Origin of the sequence: Cerasibacillus terrae (genome assembly GCF_008039555.1) — a bacterium.
GTDB classification, from domain to species: Bacteria; Bacillota; Bacilli; order Bacillales; family Amphibacillaceae; genus Cerasibacillus; species Cerasibacillus terrae.
On sequence record NZ_VDUW01000001.1, the window covers coordinates 309,092 to 330,323 of the forward strand.

Consider the following 21,232-nt stretch of genomic DNA (forward strand, 5'->3'; position numbering starts at 1 on the left):
TGTTTTGAACATAGGCTATTTTTTTATGCATATATATATGATAAATATACGTTTAAAAAGGAGGATCCTATGAGATACAAAGATATTAGTGGAAAAGAAATTGTTAATATTCACTATGGAACGAGGTTAGGTATTCTGGGACAGACTGATTTAGAAATCGATCCACGTACAGGTAAAATTCATGCCTTTATTATTCCGGACTATAAATGGTTTGGCTTAAAAAAAGACGGAGAAGAAACAAAAATTCGTTGGGATGATATTAAAAAAATTGGCGAGGATATGATTATGGTAGATATGGAATAATTTTAATGTTTTCAGAATGGAGAATAGATATACGTAGAAATCTATATGGTAACAAAAACAGGAATGAAATGATATTTAATCTAAAAGTGTGATTAAAATCGATATATCCCCTTTTTAAATGAAGATATTTGTTGAAAATTTGACACAAATGTATTCCAAAAAGTAAAATATATGGTATAATTTTGATAATTCTTATTTTTTGTAGAGGGGGAAACAATAGATGTCTTTAATTCTGACAGAGTTTTTAGACCGAGCTGTACATTTATATGGAAAAAAGCCTGCAATTATTGATGAATATGGTACAAGATATACTTACGAAGATATAAACAAGCGTGTTAATAGCCTTTCATATGGATTATCGTCTCTTGATGTTCAAAAAGGGGACAGAGTAGCATATTTAGCACCAAACACATTGGAAATGTATGAAGGATTTTACGGGATTTTTCAAGTTGGTGGAATTATGGTTTCATTAAATACGAGGCTGTTGCCAAGTGATTATGTTTATATTTTAAATCACAGTGAAAGTAAAGTATTATTTGTTGATCATGAGTTAGTACATTTAATTGAACCAGTTCGTGATCAACTGAAAACAATAGAAAAAATTATTGTACATGGACTGACTGAAAATGAAAACGATCTCATTTCATACGATGAGTGGCTTAAAACTTATCCATCAACAACTTTTCCACGTGTGCTTTTAAGTGAAAATGATGTGAGTACATTGTTGTATACAAGCGGAACAACTGGGAATCCAAAAGGAGTTATGTTAACCCATCGAAATAATTATTTGCATGCATTATCAGCAATGCACCATTTACGTGTGAGTGACCGAGACGTATTGATGCATATTTTACCTATGTTTCACGTAAATGGATGGGGTTCGCCATTTTACTATACAGCAAATGGTTCTACACAAGTCATGCAGAAAAAAGTAGACCCAAAAGTAATCTTAGAGAAGATGGAAAAGTATGGAGTAACTGTCATGCATATGGCCCCAACTGTACTACAATCGATTATGGATAATTATGAGAATGTTAAACCGAAGATTGAACAAAACGTGCGAATCGTTGTTGCAGGAGCTGCACCACCAAAGGCGTTTATTAAACAGTTGGAAGAAGATATTGGATGGGAGTTTTATCAAGTATATGGAATGACAGAATCATCACCATTAACACTTGCATCATATATTTCTTCAGAAGATGATGGTGTAGATGATGATGAATACTATGAAATGAAAGTAAAAACAGGTTATGAAATGATAGGATCACAAGTTCGAGTTGTTGATGAATTAGGTAATGATGTGGAGAAAGATGGAAAAGAAGTTGGTGAAATAATTGTTAAAGGGCCAGGAGTGATGAAGGGTTATTGGAAAGATGAAGAACAAACAAATGCAACAATTATTGATGGTTGGCTTCATACTGGTGATATGGGAACAATGGATGAAGACAGACGCATAAGAGTAGTTGATCGAAAGAAAGATATTATCATTAGTGGTGGAGAAAACATTTCCTCTATTGAAATTGAAAATGTTTTATACGATCACCCAGCAGTTCAAGAAGTAGCAGTTATTGCGACTCCACATGAAAAATGGGGTGAAACACCACATGCAGTTGTTGTTTTACGCAGTGGTCATGAGGTGACAGAGCAACAATTAATTGACTTTACAAGAGAACATTTAGCTCATTTTAAATGTCCACGGATGGTGACAATTATGGATGAATTACCAAAAACAGCGAGCGGGAAAATCTTGAAAGTTCAGTTAAGAGAATATGTCTAAATATATTATAAAGCATCTTTGGGCAAGCTTTATTTGCATCCTACTAGATTGATAAAAAGTCATACTATGATGGATAGTAAAAACATCGGTTACTAATAAAAATCATCAGTAACCGATGTTTTATATTGTTTATTTAATGAGTGCTTTATCAACATATTCACTCCATCCAAAAGGATCTTTCGTTTTTCCGTATTGGATATCTGTTATTGTATCGTATAATCTTTTGGACAGTTCCCCTGTCTTTCCTTGATTAATCGTTATTTTCTCATCGTTCCAGACAAGTGAGCCAATTGGTGAGATGACGGCAGCGGTTCCCGTACCAAACGCCTCTTCAAGTATGCCATTATGAAATGCTTCGATTAGTTCCTTTATAGTAATTTTACTCTCCGTTACTTTAAAGCCCCAATGTTTTAATAATTTAATAGCTGAATCTCTTGTAACTCCTGGTAAAATACTCCCTGTTAAAGCAGGTGTAATGATTTCACCATTTATTTTAAAAAATACATTCATACTACCGACTTCTTCAATATACTTTTTTTCTACAGCATCAAGCCATAAAACTTGAGCATATCCATTTCTTTCAGCAATTTCTTGAGCTTTAAGACTGGATGCATAGTTACCACCTGTTTTAGCTTCACCTGTTCCACCAACAACAGCCCGAACATATTCATTTTCCACCAAAATTTCTACTGGATTAACTCCTTCTTTATAATACGAACCCACAGGCGACAAAATAACAATGAATTGATACTGTTGTGATGAAGCTACACCTAAATATGGTTCTGTTGAGATGATAAATGGACGGATGTAAAGTGATGTTCCTTGTTTGGTTGGAATCCATTCTTTTTCAAGACTAACGAGCTGTTTTATTGCCTTTAAGACAAATTTTTCATCAATCTCTGGTATACAAAGGCGTTGATTGGAACGATTTAGACGTTCAATGTTTTTTTGGGGGCGAAAGAGAAGTGCGTCACCTTTTGGTGAAAGATATGCTTTCATCCCTTCAAAAACGGATTGTCCATAATGAAAAATCATTGCAGCTGGGTCAACGGTAAGTGGTTGATAAGGTATAATTCGTGGATCATGCCAACCATGAGCAAAAGAATAATCCATTACAAACATGTGGTCAGTAAATTCTCTACCAAACTCTATATCTTCAATGATCGGCTTTGTTTTTTTATCAGTACGATAATCCACCCGTATAGGTTTCTCTTTCATGCTACCATCCCTTTATTTTGAATTTTAATATTAATCATACGATATAAAATTTAAAGATGCAACTATTTTTTCAATTTTTCTATCCTTCCTATATTACAGAAAAAGGAATTCAAATCTTCTATAAAAACGTTAGATTCCATAAAAAATATAAAATCGACAAATATTTTAATTACAACGAAGACACCGCTCTTCGCACTTGTGATTAATACGTATATGAAATATGAATGGACAGCCATCTCTATGGATGTCTTCATATATAAATACCCAGTTTTATCTAATTAATCACCCTCTAATGACAATGACATAAACTATATAGAAATCAGTTAAGGGGCAATCATAAAATTCCAATTGTATGGAGTAAGAGGGGATGAATAAATATGAAACAGAATATTGCTGTCATAGGTGGGGATGCACGCTATATTGAATTGATAAGACAATTAAATTACTATCCTGAATTTACAACGACTATTTCAGGATTTAATAAATTAGAACAAGGGTTTACAGGAGCAAAACAGGTAGATTTTACTGATTTAAGACCGGAATTATTTGATGCAATTGTTTTACCAATCACCGGGACAAAAAAAGCAGGATTAGTAGAAACTTTTTTTTCTGATGAGGAAATTTATTTATCAAGAAAATGGTTTGAGCGATTGGATAAAAAGACTCCCATCTTTACTGGAATAACAAATGACTTTTTAGATAAAATTACAGACAATACAAATGCAAAAGTTATCCCACTATTAGATAGGGATGATGTGGCTATTTATAACTCCATTCCAACTGCAGAAGGTACGATTCTCATGGCAATGAAACACACAGATTACACAATCCACTCATCACGAATTATTGTAACAGGATTTGGAAGAGTAGGACATACCGTAGCAAATAAATTTCAAGCATTAGGTGCGAACGTATCTGTAGCAGCTACTAAAATTAGGGATTTAGCAAGGATTACAGAGATGGGACTTGATTCTATTCCATTACATTTATTGGAGGATTATACGGATGAATGCGATATCTTAATCAACACCATCCCAGCTCCTGTCATTCAAAAAACTGCAATCCAGCATTTACCGCCACACGCTTTAATTTTCGATCTTGCTTCTAAACCAGGTGGAACAGATTTTGAATTTGCTAAACAACGTGGTATTAAAGCGGTTTTATCGGAAAGTCTCCCTGGCATTGTTGCCCCGAAAACAGCAGGAAAAATACTTGCGAATGTCATTATACAGATATTAATGGAGAGGAGTTCAATAGATGAATCTTGAAGGAAAACGAATTGGTTTTGGTTTAACTGCTTCTCATTGCACATATGAAGATGTTTTTCCTCAAATGGAGCGTTTAAAACAATTAGGTGCGGAGGTTGTGCCAATTGTTTCATATAATGTTAAAAATGTTGATACAAAATTTGGAAAAGCGAAAGATCATATTCAAAGAATCGAGGATATAACCGGTGAAAAAGTAATTGCTACGATACCAGATGCAGAGCCTCTAGGTCCAATAAGACCATTGGATTGTATGGTAATTGCACCACTCACAGGTAATTCAATGAGTCGATTGGCTAATGCTATAACAGATTCACCACCTCTTATGGCAGCAAAAGCAACCATGAGAAATCAAAATCCAGTTGTATTAGGAATTGCCACAAATGATGCACTTGGTTTAAATGGGGTTAACCTCATGCGATTAATGGCTAGTAAAAATATTTTCTTTATTCCTTTTGGGCAAGATGCACCAGAAAAAAAGCCAAATTCATTAGTAGCAAATATGGAATTACTGCCAAATACGATTGTAAATGCATTAAAACAAAAACAATTACAGCCAGTTATTATACCATTTGATGATTAAATGTTGTATGATAAAATAGAAAGAATAGATTAGAAGGGAGTAATATAAATGAAAAATAAATCAATATATGATATAGCTATTGTAGGAGCGACAGGAGCAGTTGGTCAAAAAATAATGGATGTTCTAGAAAAAAGGAATTTTCCAATTGGTTCTATAAAACTATTATCCTCTAAAAATTCTGCAGGAAAAAAGATTAATTTTTTTAATGAAGAAATAATTGTTGAAGAAGCTACTCCCGAGAGTTTTACAAACGTAGATATTGCTTTCTTTTCAGCAGGAGGATCTGTTTCTGAAGCACTTGTACCAGCTGCCATTGAAAAAGGGGCAGTTGTCATCGATAACACCAGTGCATATAGAATGGATGCAAATGTACCTTTAGTTGTTCCAGAAGTAAACGAAACAGATATTAAAAATCATAAGGGACTTATTGCAAACCCAAACTGCTCAACGATTCAAATGGTAACAGCATTAAAACCTATTCAAAAAGCATACGGATTAAATCGAATTATTGTTTCTACCTATCAAGCTGTTTCCGGATCAGGTAAAAAAGCTGTAGATGAGTTAGATAAACAAACAAGAAACTATGTAAATAAAGAAGAAACAAAGCCAGAAGTTTTACCAGTTGCAGGTGATAAACGCCATTATCCAATTGCTTTTAATGCTTTACCACAGATTGATGTATTTCAGGAAAATGGCTATACTGCTGAGGAAATGAAAATGATCAATGAAACGAAAAAAATAATGCATTTACCAGATGTGAAAGTAGCGGCAACGTGTGTTCGTCTACCATTTTTCACATCACATGCTGAAAGTATCTATATAGAAATAGATAAAGAAAATATCAATCCAACTGATATATGGAAAGTACTAGAATCACAGGAAGGGGTCGTCTTAGAAGATGATATACAAACACAAACATATCCAACTCCATTAAGTGCAATGGATAAAGATGAAGTGTTTGTTGGTCGTGTAAGAAAAGACTTAGACTGTGACAAAGGATTTCATATGTGGGTTGTTTCTGATAATCTATTAAAAGGTGCTGCACTAAATACTGTACAAATTGCAGAAAGTTTAATAAAAAATAAATGGTTATAGAATAAAGCTAGATTTAAACCCAATCATTGAGGTGTGAAATTTTATTATGCAAATATTAGTCCAAAAGTTTGGTGGTACTTCTGTACAAAACGAACAAAGCAGAAAACATGTTTTAAAACAAATTAAGCATGCTCTTATGCAAAATTATAAATTAATAGTTGTTGTCTCAGCTCTTGGTAGAAGGCCAGACCCATATGCAACAGATTCTTTATTAGAACTTGTACAATATCCAGCAAATCATAATTCGAAACGTGAACTTGATTTATTAATGGCATGTGGGGAAGTTATTTCTTCTATTGTTTTATCAAACGAACTTCAAAAAAATCATATCAATTCAATTGCTCTAACTGGTGCTCAAGCCGGCTTTATTACAACTGATGATTTTACAGAAGCTAAGATTAAACAAATTAATCCAGAGCGAATTGAACAAGAATTTAAACACCATGATGTGATTGTTGTTGCTGGTTTCCAAGGGCAAACAGAAACAGGTGAAATAACAACCATTGGTCGTGGTGGAAGTGATACTACTGCCGCATCTTTAGGTGCTGCTCTAGAAGCGGAACAAATTGAAATATTTACGGATGTAAATGGTGTTATGACAGCAGATCCAAAAGTTGTTGAATCAGCATGCCCGTTAGATACTGTAACATATACAGAAATATGTAATTTAGCTTATCAAGGAGCTAAAGTCATTCATCCACGTGCAGTGGAAATTGCTATGCAAGCAAAAATTCCGATACGTGTCCGGTCTACCTATGCCGATGATGGTGGTACACTTGTTACATCTTCTACAGATATAACAGATCGTATAATCACTGGAATTGCTCATATTTCATCTATTACCCAAATTAAAGTAGAGATGGAAGAAGGCTATACGCGCCAATCTGATGTATTTAAAGCGATGGCAGATGCTGGTATATCCATTGATTTTATTAATATATCACCAACTGGGATAATTTATACTGTACCAGATTCTTCAACAGAAAAAGCAATTGATATATTAAATACGCTAGGTTTTCAGCCATCACTACACAAAAATTGCGCGAAAGTCTCTGCTGTTGGAGCTGGAATGACAGGTGTTCCTGGTGTTGCTTCAAGAATTGTTCAAGCATTAACAGATGAAGGTATACAAATACTGCAATCAGCAGATAGTCATACAACAATTTGGGTCTTAGTTGATGAAAAGGATTTAAAAAAGGCAGTTAATGCGCTTCATAATGAATTTAAATTGAATAAAATAAATGGTGCAAAGTAATAATATGGGGAAGGTGTTAGAAACATGGATTTCGGTAGAGTTTTAACTGCGATGGTCACTCCATTTGATGAAAATAAGGCAATTGATTACGATCAAACAACACGATTAATTGAATATTTATTAGAGAATGGAACAGATGGCCTTGTTGTATCAGGTACAACTGGTGAATCACCTACCTTAACGTTTGAAGAAAAAGTAAAATTATTTGAACATGTAGTAAAAGTAGTTGATAAACGAGTACCAGTGTTTGCTGGTACGGGAAGTAACGACACAGCGAATTCGATCACTTTAACAAAAGAAGCAGAAAAAATAGGTGTAGATGGAATCATGCTTGTTGTTCCGTATTATAATAAACCAAATCAGCGTGGAATGTATCAACATTTTACTGCGATTGCTAAAGTGACAACATTACCTGTTATGCTATATAATATACCAGGACGTTCAAGTGTAAAAATGGATGCAGATACAATCATTCAGCTAAGTGATATTCCTAACATTGTTTCTGTAAAAGAGGCATCGGGCGACTTAGACCAAGTAGCTAAAATTATTGAAAAAACAAATGATTCATTTTCCGTTTATTCAGGTGATGATGCTTTGACATTGCCAATGATGTCCATAGGTGCGAACGGAGTTGTATCCGTATCTTCACATATTATTGGTAAAGAAATGCAATCCATGGTCACTGCCTTTACAGATGGAGATGTAAAGAAAGCTGCTGCCATTCATAGAGAGCTATTACCAGTGATGAATGGACTATTTAGCGCTCCATCACCAACTCCTTTAAAAGTTGCATTACGTTTGAGTGGAATGGATTGTGGAAGTGTTCGTTTGCCACTAGTAGATTTAACAGAGGAAGAAGAGAAGTACATCAAACAATTGATATAAAATGAAAAATACCGGCAATAGCCGGTATTTTTTTGTGTTTTTTTCAAGCAAACCTATTTTCGTATAGTATGAATATACTCATTTCGAACATACTATGACCATATATAAAAGGAGTGATTTGTAATGGATAAGGAAACAGAAAAACAAAAAAAGCAAACGAAACAAGGTGGAAATAATGCTTCTGCTATAGTAGAAAAAATACAACAACTAGGTCAAACGAATGTTCCACAAGCACCTGATTCGAATATTCATGTTTTATCGATTATTGGCCAAGTGGAAGGACACGTCCAATTACCTCCTCAAAATAAAACAACAAAATATGAACATGTATTACCACAACTTATTGCCATTGAACAAAATCCCAAAATTGAAGGTTTAATCATTTTATTAAACACAGTTGGTGGTGATGTAGAAGCAGGATTAGCATTAGCTGAAATGATTGCATCTATGTCTAAACCAACTGTTTCAATTGTTTTAGGTGGTGGACATTCTATTGGTGTTCCTATTGCTACGGCTGCGGATTATAGTTTTATTGTTCCTACTGCTACAATGACCATACATCCAATTCGACTAACTGGTCTAGTTATTGGTGTTCCTCAGACATTTGAGTACTTAGATAAAATGCAAGACCGAGTTATTAAATTTGTTGTTGATCATTCAAACATTAAAGAGGATCATTTTAAAGAATTGATGTTTGCAAAAGGTAACTTAACAAGAGATATTGGAACAAATGTTGTTGGAGAAGATGCAGTAGAACAAGGACTTATTAATGAAGTCGGTGGTGTGAAAAACGCAATGGAAAAGGTTAATGAGTTGATTGGAGACAATAAAGAACCCGAACAGGAGGTTATTCAGTGATTATATATACGCCATTATCTGAAGTGGATATTTTTCCAACTGAAAATGAGGCACATTCCAAACGTCATTGTGTAACATTTCAAGGAAAGCAAATGTATGTAGAAGAACAGGAAAATGGATCTTACCAATTATTGCAACTACTTTCAACAGATCCAAATGATTTTATGGATCAAAATTACGTCCCAGGGACTTCCATCCCAAATAAGTAATACGAATGCATTTTAAGTTAATGTTCCAATCATTTTTCAAGAAAATGCTAGTCTATTAAATGGAAAAAATATGTTATACTAATTACAGTGTACATGTAGATGCCCTTGTCTTTATAATGACAAGGGTTAACCTATTTGATTCGCGAATTGTATAGGCTTAATTCCCATGTATATACTTTAGGAGGTTGGAGGTGATAAAATGGCCAAAAAAAAGAAAAAGAAAAAGAAAAGGAAATTAAAGCAGAAAGTTAAATTTGAACTATTGGGATTGTTATTTATATTTTTGGCCATTTTTGGAAGTGGTGCTAATGCTATTAGTGATGGTTTAATTCCAGGAGGATTAGATTATATATTTCGTTTCTTTTTAGGTATTTGGTTTTTTGTGGCTTCGCTATTTCTGCTTATAACAGGAATTGTTATACTTATTAAACGGAAATACCCAGATTTTTTTCACAAAAAAATGATTGGATTTTATATTTTGTTTGCTGGATTACTACTTTTAACACATACATATACATTAGAGCAGTTAGAAGCTCTCAATGCAGATTCATCTATCATAAAAACAACTTGGAATCTCTTTTTTTCTTACATAAATGGAAATGGTACTGCTATGCAGGTCGGTGGTGGAATGGTAGGTGCAATACTGCTTGCATTTTGTTATTATCTATTTTCTTCTTTCGGTACAAAAATAGTCGCTCTATTTGCTATGGTTGTAGGTATCATCTTTCTAACGGAAATATCAGTAGGTGACTTAGCGAAAAAGATTTATGAAAGAATTAGCCGGTTTATTCACTATTCAAAAGAAAAATGGACAATCTATAATGTGAAGAAGGAAGAAAAAAAGGTAGACAAACATCTTATTCCAGATATGCCTGAGGAGAACATAGAAGAACATCCTGAACCAGTGATTCAGGATTTTACAGATATTGTTTATGCGAAAAATGAGCAGGAAGAAATAAAGAAACAAGAAAATGTTGATGAGGACGTAAACGAACAACCACAAGATGATCTGATTAAACAATCTTTACCAATGACGGAAACAGAAAACTATGAATATATTTTACCGTCAATGACTCTATTAGCAGAGCCAGAACATAATCCACAACAATATGAAAAGTCAAAAATTCAAGCAACTGTAAAAACACTAGAGCAAACTTTTCATAGTTTCGGTGTTCGTGCGAAAGTAACAAAAGTACATGTTGGACCAGCTGTTACAAAATATGAAATTTATCCAGGTTCAGGTGTTAAAGTTAGTAAGATTGTTAATTTACATGATGATCTTGCTCTTGCACTAGCAGCTAAAGATTTAAGAATTGAAGCACCTATTCCTGGGAAATCGGCGGTAGGAATAGAAGTGCCAAATAAAGAAGTAGCAATGGTTTCGCTAAGAGAAGTTTTAGAAAGCCTTCCTAATAACCATAAGAAGAAATTATTAATTGCATTAGGTCGTGATATATCTGGTGATCCTGTTATTACAGAGCTAAATAAAATGCCACACTTATTAATCGCTGGAGCAACGGGAAGTGGTAAGAGTGTCTGTGTAAATGGTATTATTACATCCATATTAATGCGTACAAAACCACATGAAGTGAAAATGATGATGATTGACCCCAAAAAAGTTGAATTGAATGTTTACAATGGAATTCCACATCTGATTGCACCTGTTGTAACAGATCCGAAGAAAGCATCCCGCGCATTGAAAAAGGTTGTAGAGGAAATGGAAAGAAGGTATGAATTATTTTCTGAAACAGAAACACGTAATATTGAAGGATATAATGATTATATTCGCGAAACAAATCATGTTGTAGATGAGCCAAGTCCAACTTTACCGTATATTGTTGTTTTAGTTGATGAGTTAGCTGACTTAATGATGGTTGCATCAAGTGATGTAGAAGCATCTATTACAAGGTTAGCTCAAATGGCTCGTGCTGCAGGAATTCATCTAATCATAGCTACACAACGCCCATCTGTAGATGTTATTACTGGTGTTATTAAAGCGAATATTCCTTCTAGAATTGCGTTTAGTGTTTCTTCTGCAACAGATTCACGTACTATTTTAGACTCTGGTGGAGCAGAGAAATTATTAGGACGTGGAGATATGTTGTTTATGCCTGTAGGAAATTCGAAACCTGTACGAGTGCAAGGGGCATTTCTTTCCGATGATGAAGTAAAGCGAGTGGTGGATCATTGTATTGAGCAACAAAAAGCTACATACCAGGAGGATATGATACCTGAGGATTCAGATGAAGAACTTGAAGAAGTAGACGATGAATTATACAATGATGCTGTTTCATTAATAATAGATATGCAAAGTGCTAGTATTTCTATGTTACAAAGACGATTCCGAATTGGATATAATCGTGCAGCTCGACTGATTGATGCTATGGAAGAGCGTGGTGTAGTTGGGCCTTATGAAGGAAGTAAACCAAGAACAGTCCTGATTTCAAATGATGAAGAAGAAATGGCTGCAAATAAATAATCTAGATATTTATGGATAGCATGTATGTTTTTAAAAGCATGCTGTCTTTTTCTCTTGGTTTAGAATTTGGAAATGAGTTAGGATAAGAAAAAAAGATATATAATAATTGAAAAAATAGTGAAACTATTATTTATGTGTTTATTTATGTGTTTTAGAATGGTATATTTGAACTATATAATTGTCATATGTCAGATGTCTGACTTCTTGAGAGATATTTGTTATAAGGGAGGATTACGATGGGAATTCGATCTGATTCACGTCATCTCTATTTACAAGTCATCGATAAAATAAAAAAAGATATAGAAAAAGGAAAATATAAGCAAAAAGACAAGCTTCCATCAGAATATCAATTATCAAAACAATTAGGAGTTTCACGAGCGACATTACGGGAAGCACTTCGGACTTTAGAAGAAGAAAACGTTATCATTCGACGCCACGGGGTAGGTACATTTATAAACACGAAACCAATCTTCTCTTCAGGGATAGAGCAACTGAGTAGTGTCACAGATATGATTGAACAAAGTGGAAAAAAGGCAGGTACTCTATACTTAAAGGCGGATATTATTCATACACCTGAAAAATTAAAGGAAGAGTATTTTTCAGATATACATAACGATTCAATGGTGAGAATGGAACGAGTTCGTACAGCAGATACAGAACCAGTAGTTTTTTGTATTGATCAGCTTCCAGAAGACATCATACCAATCGAGCATATTTCAAAAGAAGAGTCTTTATTTACATTATTGGAAAAGTATACTAATATTCATATTGATTATGCTGTAACGTATATTGAGCCAATTAGTTTCCACCGAAGAATTTATAATATATTAAATTGTGAACCAGACCAAGCAGTCCTTCTTTTAAAACAAATGCACTATACATCAGATGATAGGCCTGTATTATATTCACAAAATTATTTTCGTTCAGATATGTTTAGTTTTCATGTATTACGGAAAAGAGTATAACAAATTATATAGTTAAAGGAGGTGGTTAAAGGAAAAGTTAATTTGTTTTTTCGTGATGTTTAATAATAAAAGGAGGGTATTAAGATGAGAAAAAATTGGACACTTTTACTTGCTCTTTTACTTAGTGTAGGAATGGTGTTAGCAGCGTGTGGTGGCGGTGCTGATAAAGAGGAAGAAACGAAAGATGCAGATAAAGGCGAAGAAGAAACCACTACAGATTTTAAAGTTGCGATGGTAACAGATATCGGTGGAGTAGATGATAAATCTTTTAACCAATCAGCTTGGGAAGGATTGAAGGCTTGGGGAGAAGAACATGGAATTGAAGAGAAGAAAGGCTTTGACTATGCCCAATCCAATGATAAGGCAGACTATATGCCAAACCTGACACGATTAATTCGTGATGAATATAATATGATTTTTGCAATTGGTTTTGAATTAAAAGAGGACCTTAACAAAGTTGCAAAACAATATCCAGACACACATTTTGCAATAGTAGATGATGTTGTGGAACAAGATAATGTTGCAAGCATTAACTTCAAAGAACATCAAGGATCATTTTTAGTTGGTGTTGCTGCAGCAATGAAAACAAAAACAAACAAAGTGGGATTTGTTGGTGGAGTGGACTCACCACTTATTAGTAAATTTGAATCCGGTTTTATTGCTGGTGTTAAATCTGTTAATCCAGACATTGAAGTAGACGTGCAGTATGCTGAATCATTTGGAGCAGCAGATAAAGGAAAAGTCATTGCATCTAACATGTATAACAACGATATAGACGTTATATATCATGCTTCTGGTGGAACTGGAAATGGTGTCTTTAACGAAGCGAAAGACTTAAAGAAAAATGATCCAGATCGTGATATTTGGGTGATCGGGGTAGACCGTGACCAACATGAAGAAGGTCAAATTGGAGACCATAATGTTACATTAACTTCTATGGTTAAACGTGTGGATGTTGCTGTACATGACTTGTCAAACAAAGCAATGAATGGCGAACACCATGGTGGTGAAGTATTAGAATACGGTCTAGAAGAAGATGCCATCAATGTTGCAACAACAAATGAAGATGCGATGACACAAGATATTATTGATGCTGTTGAGGATTGGAAAGAGAAAATTCTCAGTGGAGACATTGAAGTTCCAAAAACACGTGAAGAAACCGAAAAATTTTTAGAGGCACTATAATATATGAGGAAAAGGTTGATTGGTCAACCTTTTCCACTTCCTAATAAGTCATTAGACAAAATAAATAAATTTATGCAACCATTTATTTATTTTGTCTGGTGATTTTAAAACACTAGTAAAATGTAATTGCCATAAAAGGGGTGATTAAATCATGGAATATATTATTGAGATGTTAAATATACGTAAAGAATTTCCCGGAATTGTTGCAAATGATAATATTACACTACAACTTCAAAAAGGCGAAATTCATGCATTATTAGGTGAAAACGGAGCAGGAAAATCAACATTAATGAATGTGTTATTTGGTCTTTATCAACCTGAAAAAGGAAAAATCCGTATTCGTGGGAAAGAGGTAAAGATTCCAGATCCTAATGTTGCGAATGATTTAGGAATAGGTATGGTTCATCAACATTTTATGTTAGTGGAACCATTTACTGTAACCCAAAATATCATTCTAGGAAAAGAACCAAAGACAATAACAGGTCGAATTGATTTAAAAAAAGCAGAAAAAGAGATTCGTGAACTATCTGACCGTTATGGACTAAAGGTTGACCCAACTGCGAAAATAAGAGATATTTCTGTAGGTATGCAACAACGTGTAGAAATATTAAAAACACTATACAGGGGAGCGGAAGTCTTAATATTTGATGAACCTACTGCTGTATTAACGCCTCAAGAAATTAATGAATTAATGGAAATTATGCGTTCTTTAGTAAAAGAAGGAAAATCAATTATTTTAATCACGCATAAACTAAAAGAAATTATGCAAGTCGCTGACAAATGTACCATTATAAGGCGTGGTAAAGGTATTGGAACACGAAATGTAGCTGATACAAACGCTAATGAACTTGCTTCTCTAATGGTAGGCCGTGAAATTAATTTTAAAGTTGATAAACACCCAGCAACCCCTAAAGAGACTGTTTTAGAAATTAAGGATTTATATGTAAGAGATAAAAGAAAAATCGATATGATTAAAGGTTTGGAATTAAATCTTCGCGCAGGGGAAATTGTTGGAATAGCGGGAATAGATGGTAATGGTCAAACAGAATTAATCGAGGCGATTACAGGTCTTACAAAAACACATTCTGGAACAATTTTATTAAATAATAAAGATATTACAAATAAAAATCCACGTAAAATTACGGAAAGTGGTGTTGGACACATTCCACAGGATCGCCATAAATTTGGACTTGTATTGGATTATACTATTGGAGAAAACATGGTATTACAAACATATTATAAAAAACCTTATTCCAAAGCAGGTATCCTAAATTTAAAAGAAATTTATCGATATGCTAAAAATATGATTACCCAATTTGATGTAAGAACACCAAGTATTCATACGAAAGCACGAGCACTTTCGGGTGGGAATCAACAGAAGGCGATTATTGGTCGAGAAGTTGATCGGTCACCAGATTTATTAATTGCTGCTCAACCAACTAGGGGATTAGATGTGGGAGCGATCGAATTTATACATCAAAAATTGATTGAAGAACGTGATAAAGGTAGAGCTGTTTTACTTGTATCATTCGAATTAGAAGAAATAATGGATGTGAGTGATCGAATTGCTGTCATGTTTGATGGGAGAATTGTTGCTGATTTAAAGCCTGAGGAAACAAATGAGCAAGAATTAGGTCTGTTAATGGCAGGAAGTAGTACAAAAAAGGCAGGTGAAAATTAATGTCGTCTTCTCATAGATTATTTTCTGTTTTAATTCCAATCATATCTGTCTTACTTGGTTTAATTGCTGGTGCTGTTATTATGCTCTTGTCTGGTTATAATCCTATTACTGGTTATGCCGCACTGTGGAGAGGAGCATTTGGAGATGCCTACACAATTGGTGAGACAATTAGACGAAGTACACCATATATTTTATCAGGTTTAGCTGTTGCTTTTGCCTTTCGAGCAAACTTATTTAACATTGGAGCAGAAGGTCAAGTAATTGTTGGTTGGTTAGCTGCTGTATGGGTTGGAATTTCTGTTGAAGCACCGATGGTTATTCATTTACCATTAGCAATCCTAGCTGCTGCTCTTGCTGGTGCATTATGGGGTTTTATTCCTGGATTATTAAAAGCAAAATTAGGTGTTCACGAAGTTATTGTTACTATTATGATGAATTATATTGCTTTATACTCCACAAATGAAATCATTCGGAATGTATTGACAGATCATAAAACAACAACAGAATCCATTCATGAATCTGCATCAATGGCTTCTGAATGGTTAGGTAGTATTACATTTTTTTCCCGTCTTCATTATGGTATTTTACTTGCTTTATTTATAGCAATTATTATTTGGTTCTTGATTGATCGAACAACAATTGGATATGAATTGAAAGCAGTTGGATTTAATCCACATGCATCAAAATATGCTGGAATGAATGTTAGTAAAAATATTATTTTAGCAATGGTTATTTCTGGGGCACTAGGTGGTTTAGCTGGTGCGATGGAAGGTTTAGGTACATATGGGAATATTTCCGTGATGTCTGGATTTTCTAATATCGGTTTTGATGGAATCGCTGTTGCACTATTAGGTGCAAACACCCCTCTAGGTGTCGTGATAGCCGCGTTTTTATTTGGTACATTAAAAGAGGGTGCTGGGGAAATGCCGACAGGTGCCGGAATCCCAACTGAACTTGTTGATGTAATTATTGCAATCATTATATTCTTCGTTGCTTCTAGCTACATTATTAGATGGGCATTACTTCGTTTTAAAGGGGGGAAAAGTAAATGATTGATGTATTGCAATCGATTATCCCAACGGCATTATTCTTTTCTGCACCATTAATTTTTACGGCACTTGGAGGAGTTTTTAGTGAACGCTCTGGTGTGGTTAATATTGGTTTAGAAGGCTTAATGGTTATGGGGGCTTTTGTTGGAATTGTATTTAATTTAACTTTTGCTGATGCCCTCGGAGGATGGACTCCATGGATATCAATCATCGTTGCAACATTCGTCGGTGCAATTTTTTCAATTATACATGCGGTTGCCTCTGTATCATTTCGTGCCGACCAGGTCGTAAGTGGTGTTGCAATTAACTTTCTAGCCTTAGGTCTAGGTGTATATTTAACAAAGCAGTGGTATGGAAAAGGACAAACTGAAATGGTATCACAGCCATTTTTCTCAAATGATATTCCTTTTTTGTCAGATATTCCTATTATTGGACCGATGTTTTTTAAAGGGGTTTATACAACTTCTTATATTGCTATTTTATTTGCTGTTATTGCTTGGTACATTCTTTATAAGACACCTTTTGGATTAAGACTTCGTTCTGTCGGGGAGCATCCAATGGCAGCAGATACAAATGGAATTAACGTATATAAAATGCGTTATATTGCCGTTATTATTTCTGGAGCATTAGGTGGACTTGGTGGATCGGTTTTTGCACTTACTATTGCATCTAATTTTTCCCATTCTACTATTGTTGGACAAGGGTTCATATCGCTTGCGGCAGTTATTTTTGGTAAATGGCATCCACTAGGTGCACTAGGTGCTGCACTTTTCTTTGGATTGGCACAAAGTTTGAGTGTTGTTAGTTCAAGTGTTCCGTTTCTAGCGAGTGTTCCTGACATATTTTTACTAATTGCACCATATGTATTAACGATTTTAGCGCTTGCCGGATTTATTGGTAGAGCGGATGCACCAAAAGCAAATGGTGTTCCGTATATTAAAGGAACAAGATAAATATACTAAAATTAGGAAAATCGACTTTAAATAAAGTCGATTTTCTTAAATATTTGTTTAAGAAATGAAAGAAAGATTAAACTATTGATAATGATAGCTATGGGAGGTTAATTGATGATGCACCAGCAAAAGAAAGTAGAGAAAATAGATATGAATGGATACACCTTACATCTGATACCTACGAAAAAATTTAAAACAGTTCATTTTGTAGCAAAATTTAAGACAGCTCTACAAAGAGAAAATATTACTACAAGGGCATTAATTCCTTATATTTTAATGCAAGGTTCGAAAAACTATCCAACACGTCCGGCATTAGAAAAAAAGTTAGATGATTTATATGGAGCAGTTCTTACTTCAGATAGTTCTAAAAAAGGAAATAACCATATTATTAGTATTCGATTTAATGTCGCTAATGAAAAGTTCACGAAAAACAATTCAATATTTGAAGAAGCCATTACATTATTTAATGAAATGTTATTTTATCCAAGGACAGAAGAAAAACAATTTTCTAATGAGATCGTTAAGCGTGAATTGGTCACATTAAAACAAAAAATTGAATCAATTATAGATGATAAGCTAAGCTATGCTAATATGCGTTTAATTGAAGAAATGTGTAGTCAAGAAACTTATCAATTGCCAGTACATGGTTATGTAGAAGACTTAGAAAAAATTACTGCAAAATCAGCTTATGAATACTATCAAAAAATAATTAAAGAAGATGATTTAGATATTTATGTGGTAGGGGATATTGATTCTGAAGAAATTGAGGAATTGTTTGCAACAAAGATTCACAGAAAAAGTGTTAAAAGATCCCTTAATAAGATAGAGAAAAATGTGCAACAAGAAAAAGAAGAAGTAAATGAAGTAATTGAAAAACAAGATATTCAACAAGCTAAACTACATATTGGTTACCGTACCAATTGCACGTACAAAGATGATCTTTATCCTGCTTTACAAGTATTTAATGGCTTGTTTGGTGCATTTCCAAGCTCAAAATTATTTATAAATGTTCGTGAAAAAAACAGTTTGGCCTATTACGCAGCATCTCGAATAGAGAGTCATAAAGGATTACTATTTGTATTTAGTGGTATTGCACCGAAGGATTATAAGGCTGCAAGGGATATTATAGAACATCAGTTAAAAGCAATGCAACAAGGTGATTTTACGGAAGAAGAATTAGAAAAAACAAAGAATTTAATTATCAATCAATTATTAGAAACATTAGATAATCCGCAAGGTATCATTGAGATGCTCTATCAACAAACCGTAGCAGGAACCTTACTGCCACCAAGCCAACTTATTGAACGAATTAAAAATGTGGATAAAAATGATTGTATACAAATTGCTAACCAAATTAAAGAAGATACTGTCTATTTATTAACGGACAAAGGAGGTCATCTTGATGGATAAAACATACTATGAACATATTGATGAAACCATTTATTCTGAAAAGTTACCAAATGGACTACAAGTATTTTTATTACCAAAACAAGAAATGTCAAAAACATTCGGTATATTTTGTACAAATTATGGATCCATTGATCATACATTCACTCCAATTGGTGAAACAGAACAGATTACTGTTCCAGACGGGGTTGCACATTTTTTAGAACATAAACTTTTTGAGAAAAAGGATAGGGATGTATTCACTGACTTCAGTAATCAAGGTGCATCTGCAAATGCATTTACGTCATTTACAAAGACAGCTTATTTATTTTCAGCAACAAATAATATCGAGAAAAATGTAAAAACATTACTTGACTTTGTGCAAGATCCCTATTTTTCGGATGAATCAGTTGAAAAGGAGAAAGGTATCATCGCCCAAGAAATCAAAATGTATGATGATCAACCAGACTGGCGTTCTTTTATGGGGACACTACAAACTATGTTTAAAAATCATCCAATTACAATAGATATTGCTGGAACAGTTGATTCCATCCATACTATAACGAAGGATCATTTGTATACGTGCTATCACACATTTTATCATCCAGAAAATATGATTTTATTTATAGCTGGAAATTTTGAACCTAACCAGATGAGTCAGCTCATTCGGGACAATCAAACAAGTAAAACTTTTGAACCATTGAATGAACTACGTACACAATATCCCAAAGAGCCAGAACATGCTTATATGGATGAAAAAACAATTCATATGCCGGTATCTATTCCGAAATGTACTGTAGGAATTAAGGAATCGGTAAAACCACTTGAAAAAGAGGAATTCTTAAAAAAGGATTTACTACAACAAATGATTTTAGATCATTATTTTTCCAAAGGTGGGAAACTTTATCAAATCTTATATGAAGAAAATTTAATTGACAATAGCTTCTTTTATCAAACAACTTTAGAGAAAAACTTTGGATATTCTTTAATTGGTGGAAACACGAATAAACCAGATGAATTTATTCAAAGGATGAAGGAGTTATTAATGTCTGTAAAAGATGAACAACTAACAGAAGCAGATGTAGATCGCATGAAGAAACGAAAAATTGGTCAAATGCTCCGTTCAATGAATTCTTTAGAGTATATAGCAAATAATTACATTCATTATGCAATTGCTGATATTGATTTCTTTCAGGTGATTCCAGAAATTGAGTCATTAACAAGAGAGGATATACAACACTTTATTAAAAATTGGATTGATGAAAAGAGACTATCCGTATGTAAAATTATGCCACAATAAGGGGAAGACAATGGGGAAAAATGTATTAATAGTAGGAGCCAGTGGAGGTATTGGCAGTGAAATTGCTAAATTACTCGGAAATGCAGGATATCAACTTATATTACATTTTAATGAAAATAAAGATAGTATAGAACGAATAACTGAAGAAGTTCCAAATGAATCAATTTTATTAAAAGTCAAAGCTAATCTACAAAATACAGCACAATTGCAATCGTTCTTTAATCAGCTTGTCTTTCCAATCGATCATATTATATTTGCGCAAGGAAAAGCCTACTACGGATTATTCCAAGATACTTCAGAACAAGTAATGGATACTTTGTTAAATTTACATGTTAAAGCACCATGGCTTATATGTAAGGAACTGCTTCCGTCCATGATCAAACAACAAAAAGGTAATATTATATTTATTAGTTCAATTTGGGGAGAAGTAGGCGCAAGTAATGAGGTCATTTATTCTTCTGTAAAGGGTGCACAGAATAGCTTTGTTAAAGCTTTAGCTAAAGAAGTAGGTCCATCATCTATTTCTGTTAATGGAATTAGTCCAGGATTTATTCAGACAAAAATGAATGAACATCTGTCAGCAGAAGATGTGGAAAGTATTGTTTCTGAAATTCCACTTCAACGAATTGGAATGGCGAGCGAAGTAGCACATGCCGTTCAATTTTTACTTGATGAACATTCCAATTATATTCAGGGACAAATTATAAAGATAGATGGTGGTTGGCAGTAACGCACGTGGAAGGATCCAGAATACCTTCTTATAGATGTATAAACTTAAGTCAAAAT

Annotated in this window: 19 protein-coding genes; 18 read left to right on the top strand and 1 reads right to left on the bottom strand. The window is 33.9% G+C overall.

Features of this window, described 5'->3' with window-relative positions:
* Window positions 1-69: 69 nt before the first annotated feature.
* The gene (locus FHP05_RS01545) at window positions 70-303 is read left to right on the top strand and encodes a YlmC/YmxH family sporulation protein (RefSeq protein ID WP_147665416.1); all 234 of its coding nucleotides are present in this window, start codon (window positions 70-72) and stop codon (window positions 301-303) included.
* Between the two features lie 220 nt (window positions 304-523).
* The gene (locus tag FHP05_RS01550) at window positions 524-2,080 is read left to right on the top strand and encodes a long-chain-fatty-acid--CoA ligase (RefSeq protein ID WP_147665417.1); all 1,557 of its coding nucleotides are present in this window, start codon (window positions 524-526) and stop codon (window positions 2,078-2,080) included.
* 129 nt (window positions 2,081-2,209) lie between these two features.
* Here FHP05_RS01550 and FHP05_RS01555 read toward each other — a convergent pair whose 3' ends face one another.
* Window positions 2,210-3,298, bottom strand: a complete 1,089-nt coding sequence (locus FHP05_RS01555; RefSeq protein WP_147665419.1) for a branched-chain amino acid aminotransferase — start codon at window positions 3,296-3,298, stop codon at window positions 2,210-2,212.
* A 377-nt stretch (window positions 3,299-3,675) separates the two neighbouring features.
* Here FHP05_RS01555 and dpaA point away from each other — a divergent pair, with 377 nt between their 5' ends.
* From dpaA to ymfI, 16 genes are all read left to right on the top strand, one after another.
* On the top strand, window positions 3,676-4,566 hold the full coding sequence (gene dpaA, locus FHP05_RS01560) for a dipicolinic acid synthetase subunit A (RefSeq protein ID WP_147665421.1): 891 nt from the start codon (window positions 3,676-3,678) through the stop codon (window positions 4,564-4,566).
* A complete protein-coding gene (dpaB, locus tag FHP05_RS01565) occupies window positions 4,556-5,146 on the top strand; it encodes a dipicolinate synthase subunit B (RefSeq protein ID WP_147665423.1) in 591 nt (196 codons plus the stop codon). Before dpaA ends, dpaB begins: the two co-directional genes overlap by 11 nt.
* A gap of 48 nt (window positions 5,147-5,194) precedes the next feature.
* On the top strand, window positions 5,195-6,241 hold the full coding sequence (gene asd, locus FHP05_RS01570) for an aspartate-semialdehyde dehydrogenase (protein ID WP_147665425.1): 1,047 nt from the start codon (window positions 5,195-5,197) through the stop codon (window positions 6,239-6,241).
* A gap of 46 nt (window positions 6,242-6,287) precedes the next feature.
* Window positions 6,288-7,496 carry an aspartate kinase gene (gene dapG, locus FHP05_RS01575; protein WP_147665427.1) on the top strand — a complete coding sequence of 403 codons (1,209 nt, stop codon included), beginning with the start codon at window positions 6,288-6,290 and terminating at the stop codon, window positions 7,494-7,496.
* A 24-nt stretch (window positions 7,497-7,520) separates the two neighbouring features.
* Window positions 7,521-8,381: a 4-hydroxy-tetrahydrodipicolinate synthase gene (dapA, locus tag FHP05_RS01580; protein ID WP_147665429.1), complete on the top strand. Its 861-nt coding sequence runs from the start codon at window positions 7,521-7,523 to the stop codon at window positions 8,379-8,381.
* A gap of 123 nt (window positions 8,382-8,504) precedes the next feature.
* Entirely contained in the window at window positions 8,505-9,239 is a 735-nt protein-coding gene (locus tag FHP05_RS01585; RefSeq protein ID WP_147665430.1) for a ClpP family protease, read from the top strand.
* Entirely contained in the window at window positions 9,236-9,448 is a 213-nt protein-coding gene (locus tag FHP05_RS01590) for a YlzJ-like family protein (RefSeq protein WP_191126197.1), read from the top strand. The genes FHP05_RS01585 and FHP05_RS01590 overlap by 4 nt, the downstream gene beginning before the upstream one ends.
* Window positions 9,449-9,647: 199 nt before the next feature.
* The gene (locus tag FHP05_RS01595; protein ID WP_147665432.1) at window positions 9,648-11,927 is read left to right on the top strand and encodes an FtsK/SpoIIIE family DNA translocase; all 2,280 of its coding nucleotides are present in this window, start codon (window positions 9,648-9,650) and stop codon (window positions 11,925-11,927) included.
* 236 nt (window positions 11,928-12,163) lie between these two features.
* On the top strand, window positions 12,164-12,892 hold the full coding sequence (locus FHP05_RS01600; protein WP_147665433.1) for a GntR family transcriptional regulator: 729 nt from the start codon (window positions 12,164-12,166) through the stop codon (window positions 12,890-12,892).
* A gap of 84 nt (window positions 12,893-12,976) precedes the next feature.
* Complete coding sequence (locus FHP05_RS01605; protein ID WP_147665435.1) at window positions 12,977-14,077, top strand: BMP family lipoprotein; 1,101 nt, start codon at window positions 12,977-12,979, stop codon at window positions 14,075-14,077.
* 151 nt (window positions 14,078-14,228) lie between these two features.
* Window positions 14,229-15,758 (top strand): ABC transporter ATP-binding protein, encoded by a 1,530-nt coding sequence (locus FHP05_RS01610; RefSeq protein ID WP_147665437.1) that lies wholly within the window; start codon window positions 14,229-14,231, stop codon window positions 15,756-15,758.
* The gene (locus FHP05_RS01615; RefSeq protein ID WP_147665439.1) at window positions 15,758-16,810 is read left to right on the top strand and encodes an ABC transporter permease; all 1,053 of its coding nucleotides are present in this window, start codon (window positions 15,758-15,760) and stop codon (window positions 16,808-16,810) included. The genes FHP05_RS01610 and FHP05_RS01615 overlap by 1 nt, the downstream gene beginning before the upstream one ends.
* Window positions 16,807-17,760, top strand: coding sequence for an ABC transporter permease (locus FHP05_RS01620; RefSeq protein ID WP_147665441.1), 954 nt, complete (start codon window positions 16,807-16,809; stop codon window positions 17,758-17,760). The genes FHP05_RS01615 and FHP05_RS01620 overlap by 4 nt, the downstream gene beginning before the upstream one ends.
* 114 nt (window positions 17,761-17,874) lie before the next feature.
* The gene (yfmF, locus tag FHP05_RS01625; RefSeq protein ID WP_147665443.1) at window positions 17,875-19,170 is read left to right on the top strand and encodes an EF-P 5-aminopentanol modification-associated protein YfmF; all 1,296 of its coding nucleotides are present in this window, start codon (window positions 17,875-17,877) and stop codon (window positions 19,168-19,170) included.
* Window positions 19,163-20,446 carry an EF-P 5-aminopentanol modification-associated protein YfmH gene (gene yfmH / locus FHP05_RS01630; RefSeq protein ID WP_147665445.1) on the top strand — a complete coding sequence of 428 codons (1,284 nt, stop codon included), beginning with the start codon at window positions 19,163-19,165 and terminating at the stop codon, window positions 20,444-20,446. Before yfmF ends, yfmH begins: the two co-directional genes overlap by 8 nt.
* Before the next feature lie 10 nt (window positions 20,447-20,456).
* Window positions 20,457-21,176, top strand: coding sequence for an elongation factor P 5-aminopentanone reductase (gene ymfI, locus FHP05_RS01635; protein ID WP_147665447.1), 720 nt, complete (start codon window positions 20,457-20,459; stop codon window positions 21,174-21,176).
* Window positions 21,177-21,232 lie beyond the last annotated feature (56 nt).